This is a genomic window from Sulfuriferula nivalis (assembly GCF_009937995.1).
GTDB lineage: Bacteria > Pseudomonadota > Gammaproteobacteria > Burkholderiales > Sulfuriferulaceae > Sulfuriferula > Sulfuriferula nivalis.
Genome location: NZ_AP021881.1, coordinates 406,960 through 423,492, shown reverse-complemented (window position 1 = coordinate 423,492; position 16,533 = coordinate 406,960). Strand labels below are relative to the sequence as shown.

Annotated in this window: 20 protein-coding genes; 7 read left to right on the top strand and 13 right to left on the bottom strand. The window is 46.5% G+C overall.

What is annotated here, in order from left to right; translation table 11 throughout:
• The first annotated feature begins 2 nt into the window (after positions 1–2).
• The 7 genes from SFSGTM_RS02235 (at position 3) to SFSGTM_RS02205 (ending at position 8,048) form a co-directional block, all read left to right on the top strand.
• Positions 3–833 (top strand): HDOD domain-containing protein, encoded by an 831-nt coding sequence (locus tag SFSGTM_RS02235; RefSeq protein ID WP_162083735.1) that lies wholly within the window; start codon positions 3–5, stop codon positions 831–833.
• Between the two features lie 15 nt (positions 834–848).
• Entirely contained in the window at positions 849–2,231 is a 1,383-nt protein-coding gene (locus SFSGTM_RS02230) for an ATP-binding protein (RefSeq protein ID WP_162083734.1), read from the top strand.
• 125 nt (positions 2,232–2,356) lie between these two features.
• Positions 2,357–3,910, top strand: a complete 1,554-nt coding sequence (locus SFSGTM_RS02225) for an ATP-binding protein (RefSeq protein ID WP_232526024.1) — start codon at positions 2,357–2,359, stop codon at positions 3,908–3,910.
• Between the two features lie 107 nt (positions 3,911–4,017).
• Entirely contained in the window at positions 4,018–5,295 is a 1,278-nt protein-coding gene (gene nosR, locus SFSGTM_RS02220) for a response regulator c-di-GMP phosphodiesterase, NosR family (RefSeq protein WP_232526023.1), read from the top strand.
• A 1-nt stretch (position 5,296) separates the two neighbouring features.
• Positions 5,297–5,851 (top strand): response regulator, encoded by a 555-nt coding sequence (locus tag SFSGTM_RS02215; protein WP_162083732.1) that lies wholly within the window; start codon positions 5,297–5,299, stop codon positions 5,849–5,851.
• Between the two features lie 525 nt (positions 5,852–6,376).
• Positions 6,377–6,814, top strand: a complete 438-nt coding sequence (locus tag SFSGTM_RS02210) for a helix-turn-helix domain-containing protein (RefSeq protein ID WP_162083731.1) — start codon at positions 6,377–6,379, stop codon at positions 6,812–6,814.
• Positions 6,801–8,048 (top strand): type II toxin-antitoxin system HipA family toxin, encoded by a 1,248-nt coding sequence (locus tag SFSGTM_RS02205; RefSeq protein ID WP_162083730.1) that lies wholly within the window; start codon positions 6,801–6,803, stop codon positions 8,046–8,048. Before SFSGTM_RS02210 ends, SFSGTM_RS02205 begins: the two co-directional genes overlap by 14 nt.
• 83 nt (positions 8,049–8,131) lie before the next feature.
• Here SFSGTM_RS02205 and modC read toward each other — a convergent pair whose 3' ends face one another.
• The 13 genes from modC to nifN form a co-directional block, all read right to left on the bottom strand.
• Positions 8,132–9,226, bottom strand: coding sequence for a molybdenum ABC transporter ATP-binding protein (modC, locus tag SFSGTM_RS02200; RefSeq protein WP_162083729.1), 1,095 nt, complete (start codon positions 9,224–9,226; stop codon positions 8,132–8,134).
• Positions 9,223–9,891, bottom strand: a complete 669-nt coding sequence (gene modB / locus SFSGTM_RS02195) for a molybdate ABC transporter permease subunit (RefSeq protein ID WP_434784340.1) — start codon at positions 9,889–9,891, stop codon at positions 9,223–9,225. The genes modC and modB overlap by 4 nt, the downstream gene beginning before the upstream one ends.
• Before the next feature lie 35 nt (positions 9,892–9,926).
• Complete coding sequence (locus SFSGTM_RS02190) at positions 9,927–10,355, bottom strand: hypothetical protein (RefSeq protein ID WP_162083728.1); 429 nt, start codon at positions 10,353–10,355, stop codon at positions 9,927–9,929.
• A 34-nt stretch (positions 10,356–10,389) separates the two neighbouring features.
• The gene (gene modA, locus SFSGTM_RS02185; protein WP_174237385.1) at positions 10,390–11,151 is read right to left on the bottom strand and encodes a molybdate ABC transporter substrate-binding protein; all 762 of its coding nucleotides are present in this window, start codon (positions 11,149–11,151) and stop codon (positions 10,390–10,392) included.
• Positions 11,152–11,174: 23 nt separating this feature from the next.
• Positions 11,175–11,972: a TOBE domain-containing protein gene (locus tag SFSGTM_RS02180; protein WP_162083727.1), complete on the bottom strand. Its 798-nt coding sequence runs from the start codon at positions 11,970–11,972 to the stop codon at positions 11,175–11,177.
• Positions 11,973–11,993: 21 nt separating this feature from the next.
• Positions 11,994–12,347 carry a hypothetical protein gene (locus tag SFSGTM_RS02175; RefSeq protein WP_162083726.1) on the bottom strand — a complete coding sequence of 118 codons (354 nt, stop codon included), beginning with the start codon at positions 12,345–12,347 and terminating at the stop codon, positions 11,994–11,996.
• Between the two features lie 147 nt (positions 12,348–12,494).
• On the bottom strand, positions 12,495–12,965 hold the full coding sequence (locus SFSGTM_RS02170) for an RrF2 family transcriptional regulator (RefSeq protein ID WP_232526022.1): 471 nt from the start codon (positions 12,963–12,965) through the stop codon (positions 12,495–12,497).
• 90 nt (positions 12,966–13,055) lie between these two features.
• On the bottom strand, positions 13,056–13,682 hold the full coding sequence (locus tag SFSGTM_RS02165) for a nitrogen fixation protein NifQ (protein WP_162083724.1): 627 nt from the start codon (positions 13,680–13,682) through the stop codon (positions 13,056–13,058).
• Positions 13,683–13,698: 16 nt separating this feature from the next.
• Entirely contained in the window at positions 13,699–14,013 is a 315-nt protein-coding gene (gene fdxB, locus SFSGTM_RS02160; RefSeq protein ID WP_162083723.1) for a ferredoxin III, nif-specific, read from the bottom strand.
• Positions 14,014–14,030: 17 nt separating this feature from the next.
• Complete coding sequence (locus SFSGTM_RS02155; RefSeq protein WP_162083722.1) at positions 14,031–14,228, bottom strand: CCE_0567 family metalloprotein; 198 nt, start codon at positions 14,226–14,228, stop codon at positions 14,031–14,033.
• Between the two features lie 9 nt (positions 14,229–14,237).
• Positions 14,238–14,711, bottom strand: coding sequence for a NifX-associated nitrogen fixation protein (locus SFSGTM_RS02150; RefSeq protein ID WP_162083721.1), 474 nt, complete (start codon positions 14,709–14,711; stop codon positions 14,238–14,240).
• The gene (nifX, locus tag SFSGTM_RS02145; RefSeq protein ID WP_162083720.1) at positions 14,704–15,114 is read right to left on the bottom strand and encodes a nitrogen fixation protein NifX; all 411 of its coding nucleotides are present in this window, start codon (positions 15,112–15,114) and stop codon (positions 14,704–14,706) included. The genes SFSGTM_RS02150 and nifX overlap by 8 nt, the downstream gene beginning before the upstream one ends.
• Before the next feature lie 27 nt (positions 15,115–15,141).
• A complete protein-coding gene (nifN, locus tag SFSGTM_RS02140) occupies positions 15,142–16,533 on the bottom strand; it encodes a nitrogenase iron-molybdenum cofactor biosynthesis protein NifN (RefSeq protein WP_162083719.1) in 1,392 nt (463 codons plus the stop codon).

The following is a 16,533-nucleotide window of genomic DNA, read 5'->3' as shown; positions in this document are numbered from 1 at the left end:
ATATGGCAGCTACTGATATGCAAGTAGTTCTGGATAAATTACATCAATTGCCAGTTATGCCTTTGGTGATTCAGGAGGTTATTTCAAGTTTTAATAATCCTGATTTGGATGCAAGGTATTTAGGAGGAAAAATTGCCCAAGATCAAGGATTGACTGCAAAAGTCTTGCGTGTTGTAAATTCCGCCTTTTATGCACTACCCAAGAAAATAGTTTCTATGCAGGATGCAGTGGTGATAATGGGTTTTAATAACGTCCGATCATTAGTGTTGTCAGCTGCATTTTTGAGGGCTTTCCCTTCTGCCGGCGAAGGATACTTTGATAACTATGCACATTGGAAGCGTAGTTTTCGGGTGGCTATATATGCTAAAGCGCTGGCAAAGTGCATGAAGTATGATCAGGAAATGGCGTTCACTAGTGGCATGTTTTACGATATCGGGCAATTAATGATGGATATTTGTATACATGAACAATTTGACAAAATTCTGGAACAGCATGCGCAATCAGGTCAATCCTTGCTTGAAATTGAACAGTTACTGCTGGGTTTCGACCATGCTATGGTGGGGGCTGAGGTAGTCAAACGCTGGAATTTTCCTTCCGAAATCGTGCATGTGATTCGTTATTGGCGTACGCCTGATCAGATTCCATTTGAATTGGTTACAGCAATTGTTCATGTTGCAGTGCTAATTGAAAATGGTTTGCGTGGCGAAGGTTTGGTTGAGCAGCTACCACAATTTTCACGGAATCAGTTTGAAATCCATTGGGAACAAATTGAACCATGTTTGCCTGATGCTGCGCAGGTTGATGCAAGTGTTGATTTATTGCTGGCGATATAACTTGAAGGTAAATGTATGACTTTTGATCGCATGTCAAAATTATCCTGGATCTACGATTTGTATCGTCTTGGGCAAGATGTGACTATGCGAGCAGAAACAGCAAGTATTTATCAACAGATTATCGTTCAGGTAGTGGGTGGATTTGAAGGGAAGAGTGGTTCTTTGGCTTTGTGTAATGCTGATGGGACGGAACTTTCGATAGTTGCCGGTATAGATTTGCCAGAAGAAGTAGTCGGTAGTTCGGTAAAAATGGGAACTGGTGTGTTAGGTTGGGTTGCGCAAAATGGTAAAGCATTATTGCTCAATGGTGATGCAACTAACGATATCAGATTTGAACGGGTTAGAGATGTCCACGATTTGGTTTTTAAATCAGTTAGCTCCGCGATTTGCTGGCCTTTAAAAATTGAAAATAGAGTCATTGGCGCAATCAGTGTGAATCGACTTGGCGGACAAGTGCCATATACATATGCCGACCTGGAACAAGGTATAGCACTATTGAATATGGTGAGTTTGGCATTGGCCAACATGCAGTTACACCTCGATCGCAATCTTCGTCTAGAAGAAATGCAGCAAATAAATACAAAATTGGAAGCAGCGCAGAATCAGTTGTTACAATCAGAAAAAATGGCTTCGATTGGTCAATTGGCGGCAGGGGTTGCGCATGAAATTAATAACCCTATTGGTTATGTTTATTCCAATTTAAGTTCGCTAGAAAAATACATATTGGACTTGTTCGATATGGTGGATGCTTATGAGCATGCCGAAAGTGCAATTTTAGATGACGATGTACGTGAACAACTGCAATCAAAAAGAAACCAATTGGATCTGGCTTTTTTGAAAGCCGACTTGCGTGAGTTAATGAGTGAATCTAAAGAGGGAATCACACGAGTTAAGCAGATAGTGCAGAATCTAAAAGATTTTTCTCATGTGGATGCTACAGATGAGTGGCATTTCGCAGACTTGAGAGTGGGAATTGAGAGTACGCTGAATATCGTCAACAATGAGATTAAATATAAAGCAAAAGTTATTAAGGAGTACGGCGACATCCCTGATGTTGAGTGCTTATCTTCACAATTAAATCAAGTGTTTATGAATTTGCTTGTGAATGCAGCTCATGCCATTGAAGAACGGGGTGAAATCTCTATTCATACCGGAATGCAGGGAAATGAAGTATGGGTTGAGATCTCGGATAGTGGTCACGGCATTACTCCTGAAAATATGAATCGGATATTTGATCCATTCTTCACTACTAAACCTGTGGGTAAAGGAACAGGTTTGGGACTGTCGCTATCTTACGGCATTATCCAAAAACATCACGGGAGAATTGAAGTGAAGAGTGAGGTTGGTAAAGGATCTGTTTTCACTGTGTGGTTACCAATCAAACATGAGGAAAGCTGATAATAATTATTAAGCATCATTTAGTTAACGAATTTGTCGATTTTTTCGATGGAGGAATTTTGAGAGTGTTTAATCTGGGATGCTTAGTGTAAACAAATCTGTTGCTTAATAGGGGTTGAGTTTTTATGCAAAATATTCCATGTGTCCATTCATTGATAATGGAAATTAATGCGATTACCGATTTTAAACAGTTTATTCCATCCCCTTCAGAGAGTAATGAAGAGTTTAATTCACTGATTAGTAGCTTTAATAGTTTACTTGAACGTCTGTACATAAAATATGAAATGAGCAACCGTGAAGCAAATAGCTTAGCGGCAGGTAGTATACGTATGGTTGTGATGGCAGATGTTCAGGAACGGTTAAGTCAGGCGGATAAACTTGTAAAAACATCGAGTGATATAAAGCGTTTTTTTGAAGAGGTGTTGGGTGATCTGCAAGAAGCAACAGGTTCAAAAAATGGAATTTATGTCTCATTGGATAATACTGGAGCTCCAAAAGGTTTAGTCAGTCCGAATGTAAATGCTGCGGTACTAGCTGAGTTGAAGAGTACTGCTAGTTTCCGGGATAGGATACGTCTAACATTTGCTGAAAATGGTGTGATTTCACAAAATGGAATGATTGGTGGTGTACCTGAAATTATGGAACAACCTATGCTTTTATCACCCGTTCAGATAGGTGGCAATACTGTAGGCGTATTTGTTTTGTTAGGTCGAGTCGAAGCAGATTGTTTTAGTCGAGATGACATAACAATGTTTGAACAATTAATGCCAGATGTTACCCGTGTGCTGGAAAGACTGGATTTGTTAAGGGCGCTGGAACACAGCAATCGTTCTTTGCATGCTGAACGATTGAAATTGCAGGTTTTGGTAGAGCAATTGAATGCAACACAAAGTCAATTAATGCAGTCGGAAAAAATGGCTTCAGTAGGTCAGCTTGCTGCTGGCGTCGCCCATGAAATTAACAATCCTATTGGATTCGTTTATTCTAATTTGGGAACATTGGAAAAATATCTGGAAAATTTGTTTGAAATTGTTCATGACTATGAATTGGCCGAAAGTGCTATTGTCGACGGAGATGTGCTGGCTCGGTTACAGATTACCAAACAGAAATTGGATTTATCCTTTCTAAAGGAGGATCTTCCAGCCCTGATGGGGGAATCAAAAGATGGTATTACACGGGTCAAGAAAATCGTTCAGGATTTGAAGGATTTTTCTCATGTTGATGTGGTTGAGGAGTGGGAATATGCTGATTTACAGAAAGGTATTGATACTACTTTAAATATTGTTAATAACGAGATTAAATACAAGGCGGAAGTTGTAAAAAATTATGGTGGTATTCCAGAAATTAAATGCCTGTCATCCCAGCTTAATCAGGTCTTCATGAATTTGTTTGTTAATGCCGCGCATGCTATTGAAGATAGGGGCACGATTACGATACGTACAGGACAAGAAGGTGAAGAAGTATGGGTGGAAGTCGTTGATACAGGCAAGGGAATTGCACCAGAAAATTTGAAACGTATATTTGATCCATTTTTCACCACTAAGCCAATTGGTAAAGGAACTGGGCTGGGGTTGTCTATGGCATATGGCATCATTCAGAAACACCATGGGAAAATTGAAGTGCAAAGCGAGGTGGGGAAAGGGACAACATTTAGAATATGTTTGCCGATAAATCAATAATGAATTCATGTTGGTCTGGATATTGAAAAATGGATGGAAAAATGAGTGAGTCGCAATTAATTGCAGCAGGCCAAAGCCAGCAGGATGATGTGATAACTATCCTGTTTGTGGATGATGAAGCAAATATACTTTCTGCATTAAAAAGACTATTTCGACCATTTGGATATCGTATATTTACCGCTGAAAGTGGGGCTGCAGGGTTGGAAGTTATGGCACATGAGTCAGTGGATCTAGTGGTTTCTGATATGCGTATGCCAGAGATGAATGGTGCCCAGTTTCTTGAGAAAACAAGAGAAAACTGGCCTGATACTGTTCGTATATTATTAACTGGTTATGCGGAAATTGGCGCGACAATAGATGCGATCAATAAAGGGCGTATTTATCGCTATATCTCAAAACCATGGGAGGATAACGATATTATCCTGACGGTCAAGCAGGCGCTGGATACTAAGTTGTTGGAACGTGAAAAAAATCGCTTGGAAGCTTTGATCCGGGCACAGAATGAAGAATTAAAAAACCTGAATGCCACATTGGAAGAGCGAGTAAAAGCACGTACTGAAGAAGTTCGTCAGACAATGGGCTTTCTGGAAGTGTCACATGACAAGCTTAAAAAGAGCTTTATTACCTCCATTCGTGTGTTTTCAAATCTGATAGAAATGCGCGAAGGTCGAATGGCTGGGCATTCACGTCGTGTTGCGGACATGGCTAGGGCAATAGCACAGCGCATGGGTATGACGGATGCGGAAGTTCAGGATATCTTTCTGGCTGCATTGTTGCATGATGTGGGTAAAATTGGTTTGTCGGATCGGTTGATTGAAAAGTCATTTTCTAGTTTGACTAGTGAAGAGCGTACTGAGGTGGTTAAACATCCTGCAAAAGGTGAGGCTGCTTTGATGGCGCTTGAGCAACTACATGGTGCGGCAAAATTTATACGTGGACATCATGAACGATTTGATGGGCAAGGTTATCCAGATAAATTGGCAGGCTTGGCCATACCATTGGGTGCACGTATTCTGGCGGTTGCAAATGATTACGACTCAGTGCAACTTGGTACAATTTTAAATAAACATTTAAGTCAACAAGAAGCCATAGCCTATATTCAGGAAGGTCGAAGTAATCGGTATGATCCAGCTGTGGTTGATGCATTTTTGGGTAAGATGGCACAGATTGCAACTGATTTGCCTGATCCTAAACCTGAAATGATGTTGAATTCTGGGCAGCTTCAATCTGGTATGAAATTATCGAGGGACATGATGGGTGGTGGAAATTTATTGTTATCCAAAGACTATGTGCTGGATGCGCAGTTAATTGCTCAAATCAAGAACTTTGAGCGACTAGAAAATCAATTATTCACTATTTGGATTTACGCTAAAAAAGGGGGTTGAAGTGAATCGTATTATGCTCGTGGATGATGAGAAAAATATATTAAATGCTTTGCGTCGCGTACTTGTGAGCGGTATTGAGATAAATGGTAGAACAGAAAGTGTGGAGGTTGAAATTTTTGATACTCCAGTAGAGGCGTTGCGAAGAGCTGAGATAGTAGCTTTTGATCTGGTGATTTCTGATTATCGAATGCCGGAGATGAGTGGAGTTGAGTTTTTAAAAGCGTTTAGAAACTTTCAGCCTAATGCTGCTCGTATGATATTGAGTGGATATGCGGATTTGGCTGGACTGATGAGTGCAATTAATGAAGCAGAAATATTTCGTTTTATTAGTAAGCCATGGAATGATTTTGATTTGAAATCTGCTATTTCGCAGGCATTGGCATTTAGAAAATTGATGATGGAGAACCAGCGTTTGGCAGACACGGTGCGTTTGCAACAGGGACAGCTAACCAAGCAGGAACTGGCGTTGCGTAGACTTGAGGAAGAAAGCCCAGGTATTACCAAAGTAAACTGGGGTGCTGATGGTTCGGTAATTATTAATGAAGATGATTTGTAATTTTTAGCGAATTTTCGAAGTCATACTCGAAATTTTTAGTTCAGCTATCTATTACATGTTTTGAATTGGTGCGTCAGCTGTTCTTTCAAGAAGCCAATATTCAAGTTAGTTATCTCGAACTCACTCAGATATCTGGCTGATATTTGAGGCAGAGCGGTCAGGCCATGTTTTTGGAACAGGGGGTCTAGTATTATTACAATAAGAAATATATTATTATTTGGTTACTAAATATAAGTCATTAATTTTAATATAATTAAAATTAAGTATGAAAACTTCCCCCAGTTTTTCCGTATCCGATGATGCGAACCGAAATCCAAACAGCTACATCTATAACAACTATAGTCAGTAATTTGTCCGTAACGGGCATCAGAACAAATTATTGTGCCCAATAAATCATACAAAAACCAATTAAACGCCCATAGTATCGGACATTAATCCATTCTTAACGCATCGGATGGTAGCCATGACAGATATTTATGTCCGATACTATTTACAAAAACTAATATATTGCATAAAGTAACGGACATGGCTAGAACTTTTCACCCCCCATTTCCATCTATTACGAAGCAACTGACTGCCCTTGGCGAGCGGCTGCGTGATGCCCGGCTGCGCCGTGAATTGACGACCGTGCTTTTTGCCGAGCGGCTGGGTGTATCCCGCGATACGCTGAATCGTTTGGAAAAAGGGGATCCAAATATCGCCATTGGTACTTATATGAAAGCCTTGCGGATATTAGGCTTGGATCAAGATATCGATCAAGTGGCTAAGGACGATGTTATTGGCCGCAAACTGCAAGATCGAGCGTTGCCGCAGCGCAGGAATGCCAAAAAGAGCACTGACGAACAGATTCGTCTTAAAAACACGTCTGCACCATACAGCAAAAGCTCAAAAGAACGTAATCAGGAAGCTATTTCCCAATTACTGCAGGGGCTACGCAAAGAGAACACTGATGGCGAAAAATAATCGGGACGCTTTCGAAGTTTTACTCGAAGCCAACGAACTTGGTTATTCTGGCTCGGTCGGCACACTTTATCGTGACAAGGGTCGCACTGCTCTGCCACCTTCTTTCGAATACACTGCAGACTGGATAGCCCAGCAACCGTTTATGCTGGATCCCAGACTTGCGTTATACGCCGGGGAGCAACACCCAGTCGGAGATTCATTTACCTTTGGGATATTTCTGGACTCGGCTCCTGATCGCTGGGGACGTGTACTCATGGAGCGACGCGAAGCTATCCAGGCAAAAAAAGAGGGGCGCGACCGCAGAACGCTTCAGGAAATGGATTTTCTGCTCGGGGTGAATGACCACACTCGTCAGGGTGCCCTGCGCTTTCGCCGCCCAGATGGTCCATTCCTGGACAACAGCGAGCTACCTACCCCAACGGTGACCGATCTTAACGAGCTAGCATCAATCTGTAACCGTTTGGAGGAAGATGGCGTTGAGGAACTTCCCGAGTATGAGAAATGGCTTTCCTTGCTGATTGCCCCCGGTTCATCGCTTGGCGGTGCTCGACCGAAAGCTAACTTCGAAGAGGCTGATAACAGCCTCTGGATCGCGAAATTTCCAGCAAAAAACGATATTTACGACGTTGGCGCTTGGGAACTCGTAACACATCGTCTAGCTGAAAAAGCCAAAATCTGTGTGCCTCCCTCGCGTGCGACCCAGCTCGCTTCCAAATATCACACCTTTTGTGTAAAGCGATTTGACCGAACAGGCACCTCTCGGCGTATGTATGCGTCAGCCATGACGCTGCTTGAGAAAAAAGACGGCGAATTTTCTAGCTATCTGGATATGGCCGAATTCATCAGCAAACATGGCGCAAGCGGTTCTATTCAAACTGACCTGACTCAGTTATTTCGGCGCGTTCTTTTTAACGTGCTAGTCAGCAATCGGGATGATCACCTGCGCAACCATGGATTTATCAGAATTACGGACGGATGGCGGCTTTCGGATGCATTCGACATGAATCCAAATCTGAACAAGGCACATCACGCACTCGCGCTGGATGATACCAACCCCGAGCCAGACATCGCGATAGCCATGTCCACTGCCGAGTTCTACCGTCTGACAAATAGCGAGGCACTAGACATCCTGAAGGAAGTCGTCGATGCCATATCTGGATGGGCACAAGTAGCCAAGAGCGAGGGATTATCCGCAGCTGAAATCGACCGAATGAAGCCGGCTTTCCAGATATAAAGCTCATCCAAAATTAATACATCCCGCTACTAGTTAAACCCACCCTCGAATGATGAGTTCATATCGAACTATTGCTGGCAGCTCTATTGAATAAGTGCCACTGACTTGATTTGTGCCCACACCGCTCGGCCCGGATACAGATCAAGTGACGCCGCTGAACGCCGGGTGAGGCGTGCCAGTAATGGCGTGCCGCCTGCGTCCAGCCGTACCAGTGTGAGCGCTGGATGGTGGTCATCACCCAGTTCGATCACTGTGGCAGATACGACATTTAATATGCTGCTGTCAGTATGTGGCGTCAGGGTCAGGCTAACATCTCGCGCCAGGATGCGCAGGCGCAACTTCTGCTGCAATGATGCGCCGTTGTCACGTACCCATAACTGGCCGCCAGCGAAACTCACACAATTCAAATGCCATTGCGTATCACACGCCGTAATTGTGCCCGCGAGCACTACGCCCGCATCTTCATGCTGACTTAATGGCAAATCAAGCCTTGCCAATGATTCTGTCAATCCGCCGCTGGCAAGTACTTTTCCCTTTTCCATCAAAACCAGATGATCTGCCAATCTCGCGACTTCATCTGGTGAATGGCTGACATAGAGCACGGGAATATCCAGCTCGTCGTGCAGTCTTTCCAGATAAGGCAGTATTTCGCCTTTGAGTTTCAGATCCAGTGCAGCCAGCGGCTCATCCATTAACAACAGTTGCGGGCTCACCGCCAGTGCGCGGGCAATGCCGACACGTTGACGTTCGCCACCGGACAAGGCGTCAGGCATGCGTTCCAGCAGATGTCCGATACCCAGCAACTCTATCGCATGCGCCAGCGATACTTTCCTGTGCTGCTCGGCCACGCGTTTCAGGCCATATTCCAGATTACGACGGATATTCAGATGTGCAAACAGGCTGGCTTCCTGAAACACGTAGCCCAGTGGGCGCAAGTGCGTGGGCAGAAAAACACCGCGTGCATCATCCTGCCAGACGTTGCCATTCACTGCCAGATAGCCACCCGGCACGCGTTCCAGCCCGGCAATTGCACGTAACAATGTGGTTTTGCCGGAACCAGAATGTCCGAACAACGCAGTTACTCCCTTACCCGGCAAATCAAGATCAACGTCGAGTGCAAATCCCGGATAATCCAGCCGGAATCGCGCGCGTACAGATGCTGAAATAGTAGCCGTCATTTGCGCCTGCCCGTGGGGTTAAACAGATACAGCAGCAGCAATACCAGGAACGAGAACGCCACCATGATCGCTGCCAGCCAATGGGCTTCAGTGTATTCCAGCGCTTCGACATGATCATATATCTGCACCGACACCACTCGTGTTTTATCTGGAATATTGCCGCCTATCATCAGCACCACACCGAATTCCCCAACGGTATGGGCGAAACCGAGTACGGTCGCCGTCAGGAAACCTGGCCTGGCCAACGGCAATACCACACTCCAGAAAGTATCAAGCGGCGATGCGCGTAGCGTCGCTGCCACTTCCAGCGGGCGTTCACCTATGGCCTCAAAGGCATTTTGTATCGGCTGCACCACGAATGGCATGGAGTAAAAAACGGAACCAACGACCAATCCCCAGAACGTGAATGGCAGCAAGCCCAGACCTAGCGCCTGAGTGAATTGACCAACAGGCCCATTAGGACCCATCACCAACAGCAAGTAGAAACCTATCACCGATGGCGGCAGCACGATAGGCAGGGCGACTATCGCACCTACCGGACCTTTCACCCATGATCGTGTCCGCGCCAGCCACCATGCGATAGGCGTACCTATCAGTAGCAGCAACAGCGTAGTTACCGTCGCCAGCCTGAAGGTTAGCCAGATAGCACTAAAATCAGATTCCACTGGTATCTACCACTCCGTTTAAAAATTGCATATGCTTAATTAAGCTTATAGGCAGCATGGCAGGCGACGCACTGCTCAGTCACTGTCGACAAGCTGTCCAAGGCCCGTATCGTATCACCTTCCGTCGCTGTTCTGGCGAAGCGACTGGCCGATTTATGCATCTCCATACCCATCATACGCATGGCCTGCGGCATGTAAGCTGCAGTGCCCTGTTGCATTTGTGGCTGCATAGAACTTACGCCTATACGTGTCTCAGCGATATCGCTGGCTTTATCCAGCTCGCCATGCGCTATCGCCACCTGAATTTCATGCAAAGCCAGTAAATGATCACGCATACGACTCAGCATGTCGGTTTTTACCGCTTCAGGCATGCTTATTTTTTGTCTGGTATCCTGCTCATCGGCGTTAGCAGACCCGCAAAATGTGAGTAATAACATTACCACTACAGCATATCTTCCATTCATGATTCGTTCCTTCAAAATATACAACTACCCACACTTATAAATCGTAACCATAGGCCTTAATGACTGCCTTAGCCTTGTCAGACTTGAGAAATTTAAGCAACGCTTCGGCAGCAGGATTTCCTTTTCCCTTACTCAGCAATATCGCATCCTGACGTATGGCATTATGCATATTGGCAGGCACTATCCAGCCAGAACCACTTTTCAGCTTGCCGTTCTCATACACCTGCGACAGTGCGACAAAACCCAGCTCGGCATTTCCCGTGCTTACAAACTGGAAGGTTTGGGCGATATTTTCGCCCTGTACGAATTTCGGTTCCAACGTGCTCATCAGACCTAACTTAGTCATGGTTTCAACTGCTGCAACACCGTAAGGTGCCAGCTTGGGATTGCCCAGCGCGATATGTTCAAAGCTGCCTTTTTTCAGCACTTCTCCCTTGTCATCGACAAAGTCAGGCTTGGCCGACCACAACACCAGTTTGCCTATGGCATAGGTAAAACGGCTGCCGGCAACGCCGAGATCCTCTTTTTCCAACTTAGCCGGGGTTTCATCATCCGCAGCCAGCAGGATATCGAACGGCGCGCCATTCTTGATCTGTGCGTAGAATTTGCCGGTAGCGCCAAAGGACAATGACGCTTTGTGACCAGTATCTTTCTCAAAGTCTGCTGCTATCACCTTCATCGGTGCAGTGAAATTCGCAGCAACCGCCACTTGCACCTCATCTGCATAGACGCTACTGACCCCCATACCGACTAGCAGTAAAGGCAGTGTGAATAATCCAGTTAATTTACGTTTCATGATTTTCTCCTTAATAAAAGATATCAGGCCATGACAGCCAGAATAATGTGCGAAGCCTTGATCAGGGCGCAGGCGCGTACGCCTTCCTTGAGCCCCATGGATTTGATGCTTTCGTTGGTAATGATGGCAGCCACACTCTTGCCGGCATCAAGTGCGATCACGACTTCGCCGTTAATAGCACCTTCCTGGCAACGACTCACCACACCACATAATTTGTTGCGTGCGCTGGTTTTAAGATTGCTGTCTTCGGCCATGATAATCACCCACGGTGCCTTGATCAGCGCATAAGCCTCCTTGCCGACAGCCAGTTCCAGATTGTCCACGCTCTCTTGCGTAATGATGGCAACCAATTCGTTGCCACCACCGATGTCGAGTATGACTTCTGCATTGACCGACCCCTTATTCACAGTCTTGACCCGCCCCAGAAATTCATTACGCGCACTGGTTTTCATATCCATTTTCCTCATTAGGTGGAAAAACTTGTCAAAATCCTCACGCTCTCGCAAAGCGCTTAGAAACTGCTGATACTCGCCCTCCAGTCGCCTGAAGGCAGATAAAGCCTGCAAGCCAAAGGCAGTCAGTACCGAGCCACCGCCGTTTTTACCGCCAGCGACCCTGATGATCAGAGGTTCATCGGACAAATTATTCATACCCTCTACCGCTTCCCAGGCTGCTTTATAACTTAGCCCCAACGCTTTGGCAGCGCCCGAGATTGAACCCACCTCACCAATCTTCTCGAGCAATTCTATACGTCCCTTACCACGCTGCCGCCCGCCTTCATCAGCGATCAGTCGCATTACAGGACTACTTAATTCAGTCATCTGCTTCCTTTCATGTGTGGATTATCTCGGTCTACTCTGTATCAATTCATAACGTGGCGACATAACTGAATTACAGCTCTGCACCGTATCATTACGACTAGTCGTGCGACTCAGCCATTGCCCACTATCCAGCAACCAGGCCGTCAACATTTCGTGATAGGTCGCTTCCTCGTAAAAGTTATCGTCGTCATCCAGCACATCACGCGTAATCGTGTAGGCATGCTGGTAATAACAGCAACGCCCACTCTGATCGTAACCCAGTACTTTTTCTGCATACGCAGAAGGTTCCTCAAAATATTCAAAACGCGTTGGGATGATCGATATCGCATTGATCCCCATATCCGCTGAAAAATCGACTTTCAAGTTAGATTGCATATTGCCTCCACATCGAATCCACACACTCAAACACCCTGCCGCCAAAATCTCCTGCTATCACCATGCATTGCTGACTCATAAGCGATATTACTTTTAACTACATAACGACTGCAACAATATTTAAGCTTTAAACATACATGCTGCAAATCAAACTGTCCCAAGTGACAACCTTGACGCAATTAACTCCTGCGGCAAATCTGCCAGCCGATAACGACCACTCCGTACATCCTCTGCCAACCGCTGCAAAGTACATTCCTCCAGCAAATCTATAATAGCTTGCTTGATCGGTTGCCATGTACTATGTATCGGGCAAGCTGTTTCATCACTGCAAGTTTTCAGCCCCAGTAAACAATCATGCACTAGCGAGCCACGCTCGGTATAAGCAAGTATCTCCAGCAACCCCACCGTTTCTGCACCTGCATGCAGGTAAATTCCACCATGACGACCGCGTTGCGTTGATAAAAACTTCGCCTTGTTCAAAGACTGCATAATCTTTGCAAGATATGCCGCCGGCACATTAAGCTGACTCGCAATATCATACACAGTCACCAAAGTCCCAAATGGCTGTATCGCCATAAAGGTCAGCGCCTGAATTGCATATTGACTGGTACGGGACATGATCCAGGTAGCCGTGTTTGGGTGCTGGTCATATACAACCTGCCGTTTAATCATGCAGACTCGCGCTTCATCGCTGGTTGTTAATCAACACTAAGCAACTGTAACCACAACATCTGGCTGCACCTTCACAGCGCTATCCTCAGTCCCAAAACAATTACGATACTCGTCGCACACACTGCAACTAGGCGCTGGGCAAGCCTTAATTTCAGCTCGATCACATAATTGTTTATAGAGGAATTTTTTCCATTTCATTTTCCTGCCCTCGTTCTTCAGAAACAGCGCAGTAAAATGAAATTCCAGCAATGCAGATACAGCTGGCCGTCCCGGCAATCCCATATCTGCATATAGATGATCCTTACCCATACAGCCACTGGCAAAAGCGTACGCTAGCCATTCAGTTTGCTCACTGTCATTGCTACGATGCTCCAGCAACAGCTCCACCAGATCCTGAAATTCATCCATACGAAAAGGCAGACAATCCGCACTCTCAGCTTTATCGCTGACATCACACATTTCAGGACTTGCACCGGGGAAATATTGATCCAGCAATTCGATAAATTTATTCACCGACAAGCCCATGCCAAGATTCGGGGGCTGAATCTCGCCCTTGCCTGCGGACTGTATCACCCCGGCAAACGCCATGGTCATGCCATCTTCGGGACTTCTGGCATGCGCCATCAACCAGTCATAACTCACTGCCTGTATGTTCGTATTCATGCTTTTCTCCTGAAATTCACTCAGCCGGTAACGGGCTGTGGGTATAACATTTTTTCGGGCAAATCTTGGAACACGCCTCGCAGCCGATACAGTTTTCCTGATGGGCTATGGTCATGACCTTTTTTTCGTATTCCTCGTCATCATCGTCGTCTTCATCTGACGCCAGTGCTATCACTTCACCATCCTCGTTAATGCCCACCAGTTGCAGCACATCACGCGAACAAACCTTGAAGCAACGACCGCAACCTATACATTTCTCCTGGTTGAGTTCAGCAACAAAATTCGGTGTCCAAATCTCACCACTAGGCAAGGTAATACTAAAAGAGGCCATGACATTTCTCCTTAAAATCAGCCACCAGCTGCACTTAACGCTTTACGAGCTTCAATCAGCGCTGCATGGGCGTCATACGCCTTTTGCGCGACTTCCATGATGCGCTCCCACCCGGTTGGCAAGTCTTCCGACAGGTCGTGCAAATCCATTTTCAGCGCAGTCGCCTGCTGGTTAAGTTTTTTAACCTTAGCTTTGATCGTGTCGAGGTCTTCCATGTCGAGCTCCTAACCGTATTTCGCCACAGCAGGGAACTGATTAATCATGTCCAGGCCAGAAGTCACAAATTTCTCGCCTTCTTCTGCCAGACTTTCCATGCTCACGAAGCCGAATCTATGCACGTCACGCAACTGTTTGTTGACGACTATCAAGCGGCCTGCCATCAACACCAGACGACCAAAACCCTCATGCGACATTTTCATCATGGGAGAAACCATAACGCCGCTACGACGTTCTATAGACAGTCCGACCGCGTTATAAAACAGCTCCAGACGCCATAAAGTCTCCGGATCAGGATCACCAATAATAGGCATCTCCCGACGCTGTTCTTTGGTAATAATGTAAGGTGCCAATAATGTTTCATCGGACTTTCCTTCCCATACACCATTGGTATCCTGTGCCCGCCATTGCTTCACAAGCTCCTGCACAAAACCCGAACTCATCGGTGACACTACAGCTTCTATCATTGCGGCTTCAGTCATTTTCCACCTCGTCTTCAAAATCCATTACCCGCTCCTGATCCTTGAGCAGTGCTTTACGCAGCCATGGTGGCGGCGTCCCTTTTACAACTTCTTGTAACTTTTCCAGTATGTCCATAATGGCTTCTGGTTGTGGCACTTTGATCGGATGTATCTTGCTGGCGACCACGCGCGCCGCACCCGAGCCACCAATAGCGGCGACATAAAGAATGGCACAATCCATAATCGCAGCCAGCTTCGGCGCCAGTTTGTCTTCGTCACCGTCTTCTTTCAGGTCACCCTCAAAAGTAAACGATTCAACAAAATCATAACCATCGGCTCTGACATCGTAGACCGCTATATTCTTTGCCCAGCCAAAGTGGGCGTCGACGCGCTGCATGTCTTGTGTAGCAAATGCGACTTTCATGGATGACTCCTTTTCAATATTAATGAATCAATGAACCAGTTCAGCAACGGGTTCAGCACTGCCAGCTACGGGAACCACCGCCTTCGCCGGTTCTGCAGCAGGTAATGGCCAGCTGTCCGGATGATTTTCACGTTTTGCCGCCAGGAACATATTGCTCAGCTCGAACACCAGTCCACGCGTGCCGCGATAGCCTATTGATAACCTGTGTGCGCCGCCAAGACGGTCGAACATCGGGATGCCCATGCGGAAAAAAGGAATATCCAGCCGCTCGGCTGCCTGACGTCCATGTGAATGGGTAATCAGCATGTCGCAGCCTTTGGCACGCAGTTCCAGATCTTCCAGATCACCGATCAGCACTTCCTCAACAGGCAATTGGCTCAGTATTGGTGATTTGGTGGTAGTCACCAGCACAGTCAGTTCGCAACCCATTTCAGCCAGCCAGCTGGCAGTCGCCCATAGCAAATCAGGCTCGGCACCGATGGCAACTTTCTTGCCACCGAAATAGAAATGCCCGTCCAGCATGGCATCGAGTAATTGGCTGCGCTGACGGCGGAATTTCATCGGTATCGGCAGCCCGGATATGCGTGACAGCGTTTTCAGCAAACGATCATTAGGTTCCAGCCCGGTCAGCCGGTCAAACAACTCGAAGCCGACACCCGTGATGGATTCCAGCGCCTCGGCACTGGCGCGCATTTGCTCACCTATGGCAATGGTGAACGCTGATGCACCCATGCTGCGTACTTCTGCCAGCGTGGTACCGCCCAGCGTGCTTGGGCTAAATTCTTCAGGGATATGGCCATCCAGCGAACCGGACAGATCAGGCATGACGATCGCACTGAGGCCAAAGGATTCGATAATTTCGCGCAGTTCTTCGATATCGCCCGGTGTCAGATGACAGCCTGCCAGCACATTGATCTGCTTGTCGTTGCGCTCGGTTGCAGGCACGGCCAGCGCCACTATCATGGCTTGCACGGCTTTAGCCCAGCCATCCTGAAATGCGCCGACATAATCTGGTGTCGATACGTACACCACTTCGGTCGCGCCCAACTCGGGGTGTTTGGCACGAATAAGTTTAAGATCACCCGCCACGTCTTCACCCTTGGTTTCGGTCAGCCCGGTCGAGCAGATGCCTATCAGGTCCGGTTTAGCACGCGTTTTGATATTGACGATGGCTTTTTCGATATTGTCCATGCCGCCCAATATGGTCGTGGCTTCATTCATCGCCGTGGTTTGCAACGGTATGGCTTCACGGAAATGGCGCACCATCAGCACCAGACCAAATGCAGTACAGCCTTGTGAGCCGTGCATCATCGGCATGCAGTTATTCATACCCATGTAGGCGTAGCTGGCGCCCAGCGGTTGGCTCATTTTGAGCGGATTAACTGTGCAGGATTTTTTCGATTCGACGACGTTAGCCAT

Coding starts and splice junctions, on each gene's coding strand:
- SFSGTM_RS02155 (WP_162083722.1), bottom strand. CDS start 14,228: ATGGAAGACCTCGACACGATCAAAGCTAAGGTTAAAAAACTTAACCAG.
- SFSGTM_RS02225 (WP_232526024.1), top strand. CDS start 2,357: ATGCAAAATATTCCATGTGTCCATTCATTGATAATGGAAATTAATGCG.
- fdxB (WP_162083723.1), bottom strand. CDS start 14,013: ATGGCCTCTTTTAGTATTACCTTGCCTAGTGGTGAGATTTGGACACCG.
- SFSGTM_RS02165 (WP_162083724.1), bottom strand. CDS start 13,682: ATGAATACGAACATACAGGCAGTGAGTTATGACTGGTTGATGGCGCAT.
- SFSGTM_RS02180 (WP_162083727.1), bottom strand. CDS start 11,972: ATGACTGAATTAAGTAGTCCTGTAATGCGACTGATCGCTGATGAAGGC.
- nifN (WP_162083719.1), bottom strand. CDS start 16,533: ATGGCTAACGTCGTCGAATCGAAAAAATCCTGCACAGTTAATCCGCTC.
- SFSGTM_RS02205 (WP_162083730.1), top strand. CDS start 6,801: ATGGCGAAAAATAATCGGGACGCTTTCGAAGTTTTACTCGAAGCCAAC.
- nifX (WP_162083720.1), bottom strand. CDS start 15,114: ATGAAAGTCGCATTTGCTACACAAGACATGCAGCGCGTCGACGCCCAC.
- SFSGTM_RS02190 (WP_162083728.1), bottom strand. CDS start 10,355: ATGAATGGAAGATATGCTGTAGTGGTAATGTTATTACTCACATTTTGC.
- modA (WP_174237385.1), bottom strand. CDS start 11,151: ATGAAACGTAAATTAACTGGATTATTCACACTGCCTTTACTGCTAGTC.
- modC (WP_162083729.1), bottom strand. CDS start 9,226: ATGACGGCTACTATTTCAGCATCTGTACGCGCGCGATTCCGGCTGGAT.
- SFSGTM_RS02170 (WP_232526022.1), bottom strand. CDS start 12,965: ATGTCCCGTACCAGTCAATATGCAATTCAGGCGCTGACCTTTATGGCG.
- SFSGTM_RS02150 (WP_162083721.1), bottom strand. CDS start 14,711: ATGACTGAAGCCGCAATGATAGAAGCTGTAGTGTCACCGATGAGTTCG.
- SFSGTM_RS02230 (WP_162083734.1), top strand. CDS start 849: ATGACTTTTGATCGCATGTCAAAATTATCCTGGATCTACGATTTGTAT.
- SFSGTM_RS02175 (WP_162083726.1), bottom strand. CDS start 12,347: ATGCAATCTAACTTGAAAGTCGATTTTTCAGCGGATATGGGGATCAAT.
- SFSGTM_RS02210 (WP_162083731.1), top strand. CDS start 6,377: ATGGCTAGAACTTTTCACCCCCCATTTCCATCTATTACGAAGCAACTG.
- SFSGTM_RS02235 (WP_162083735.1), top strand. CDS start 3: ATGGCAGCTACTGATATGCAAGTAGTTCTGGATAAATTACATCAATTG.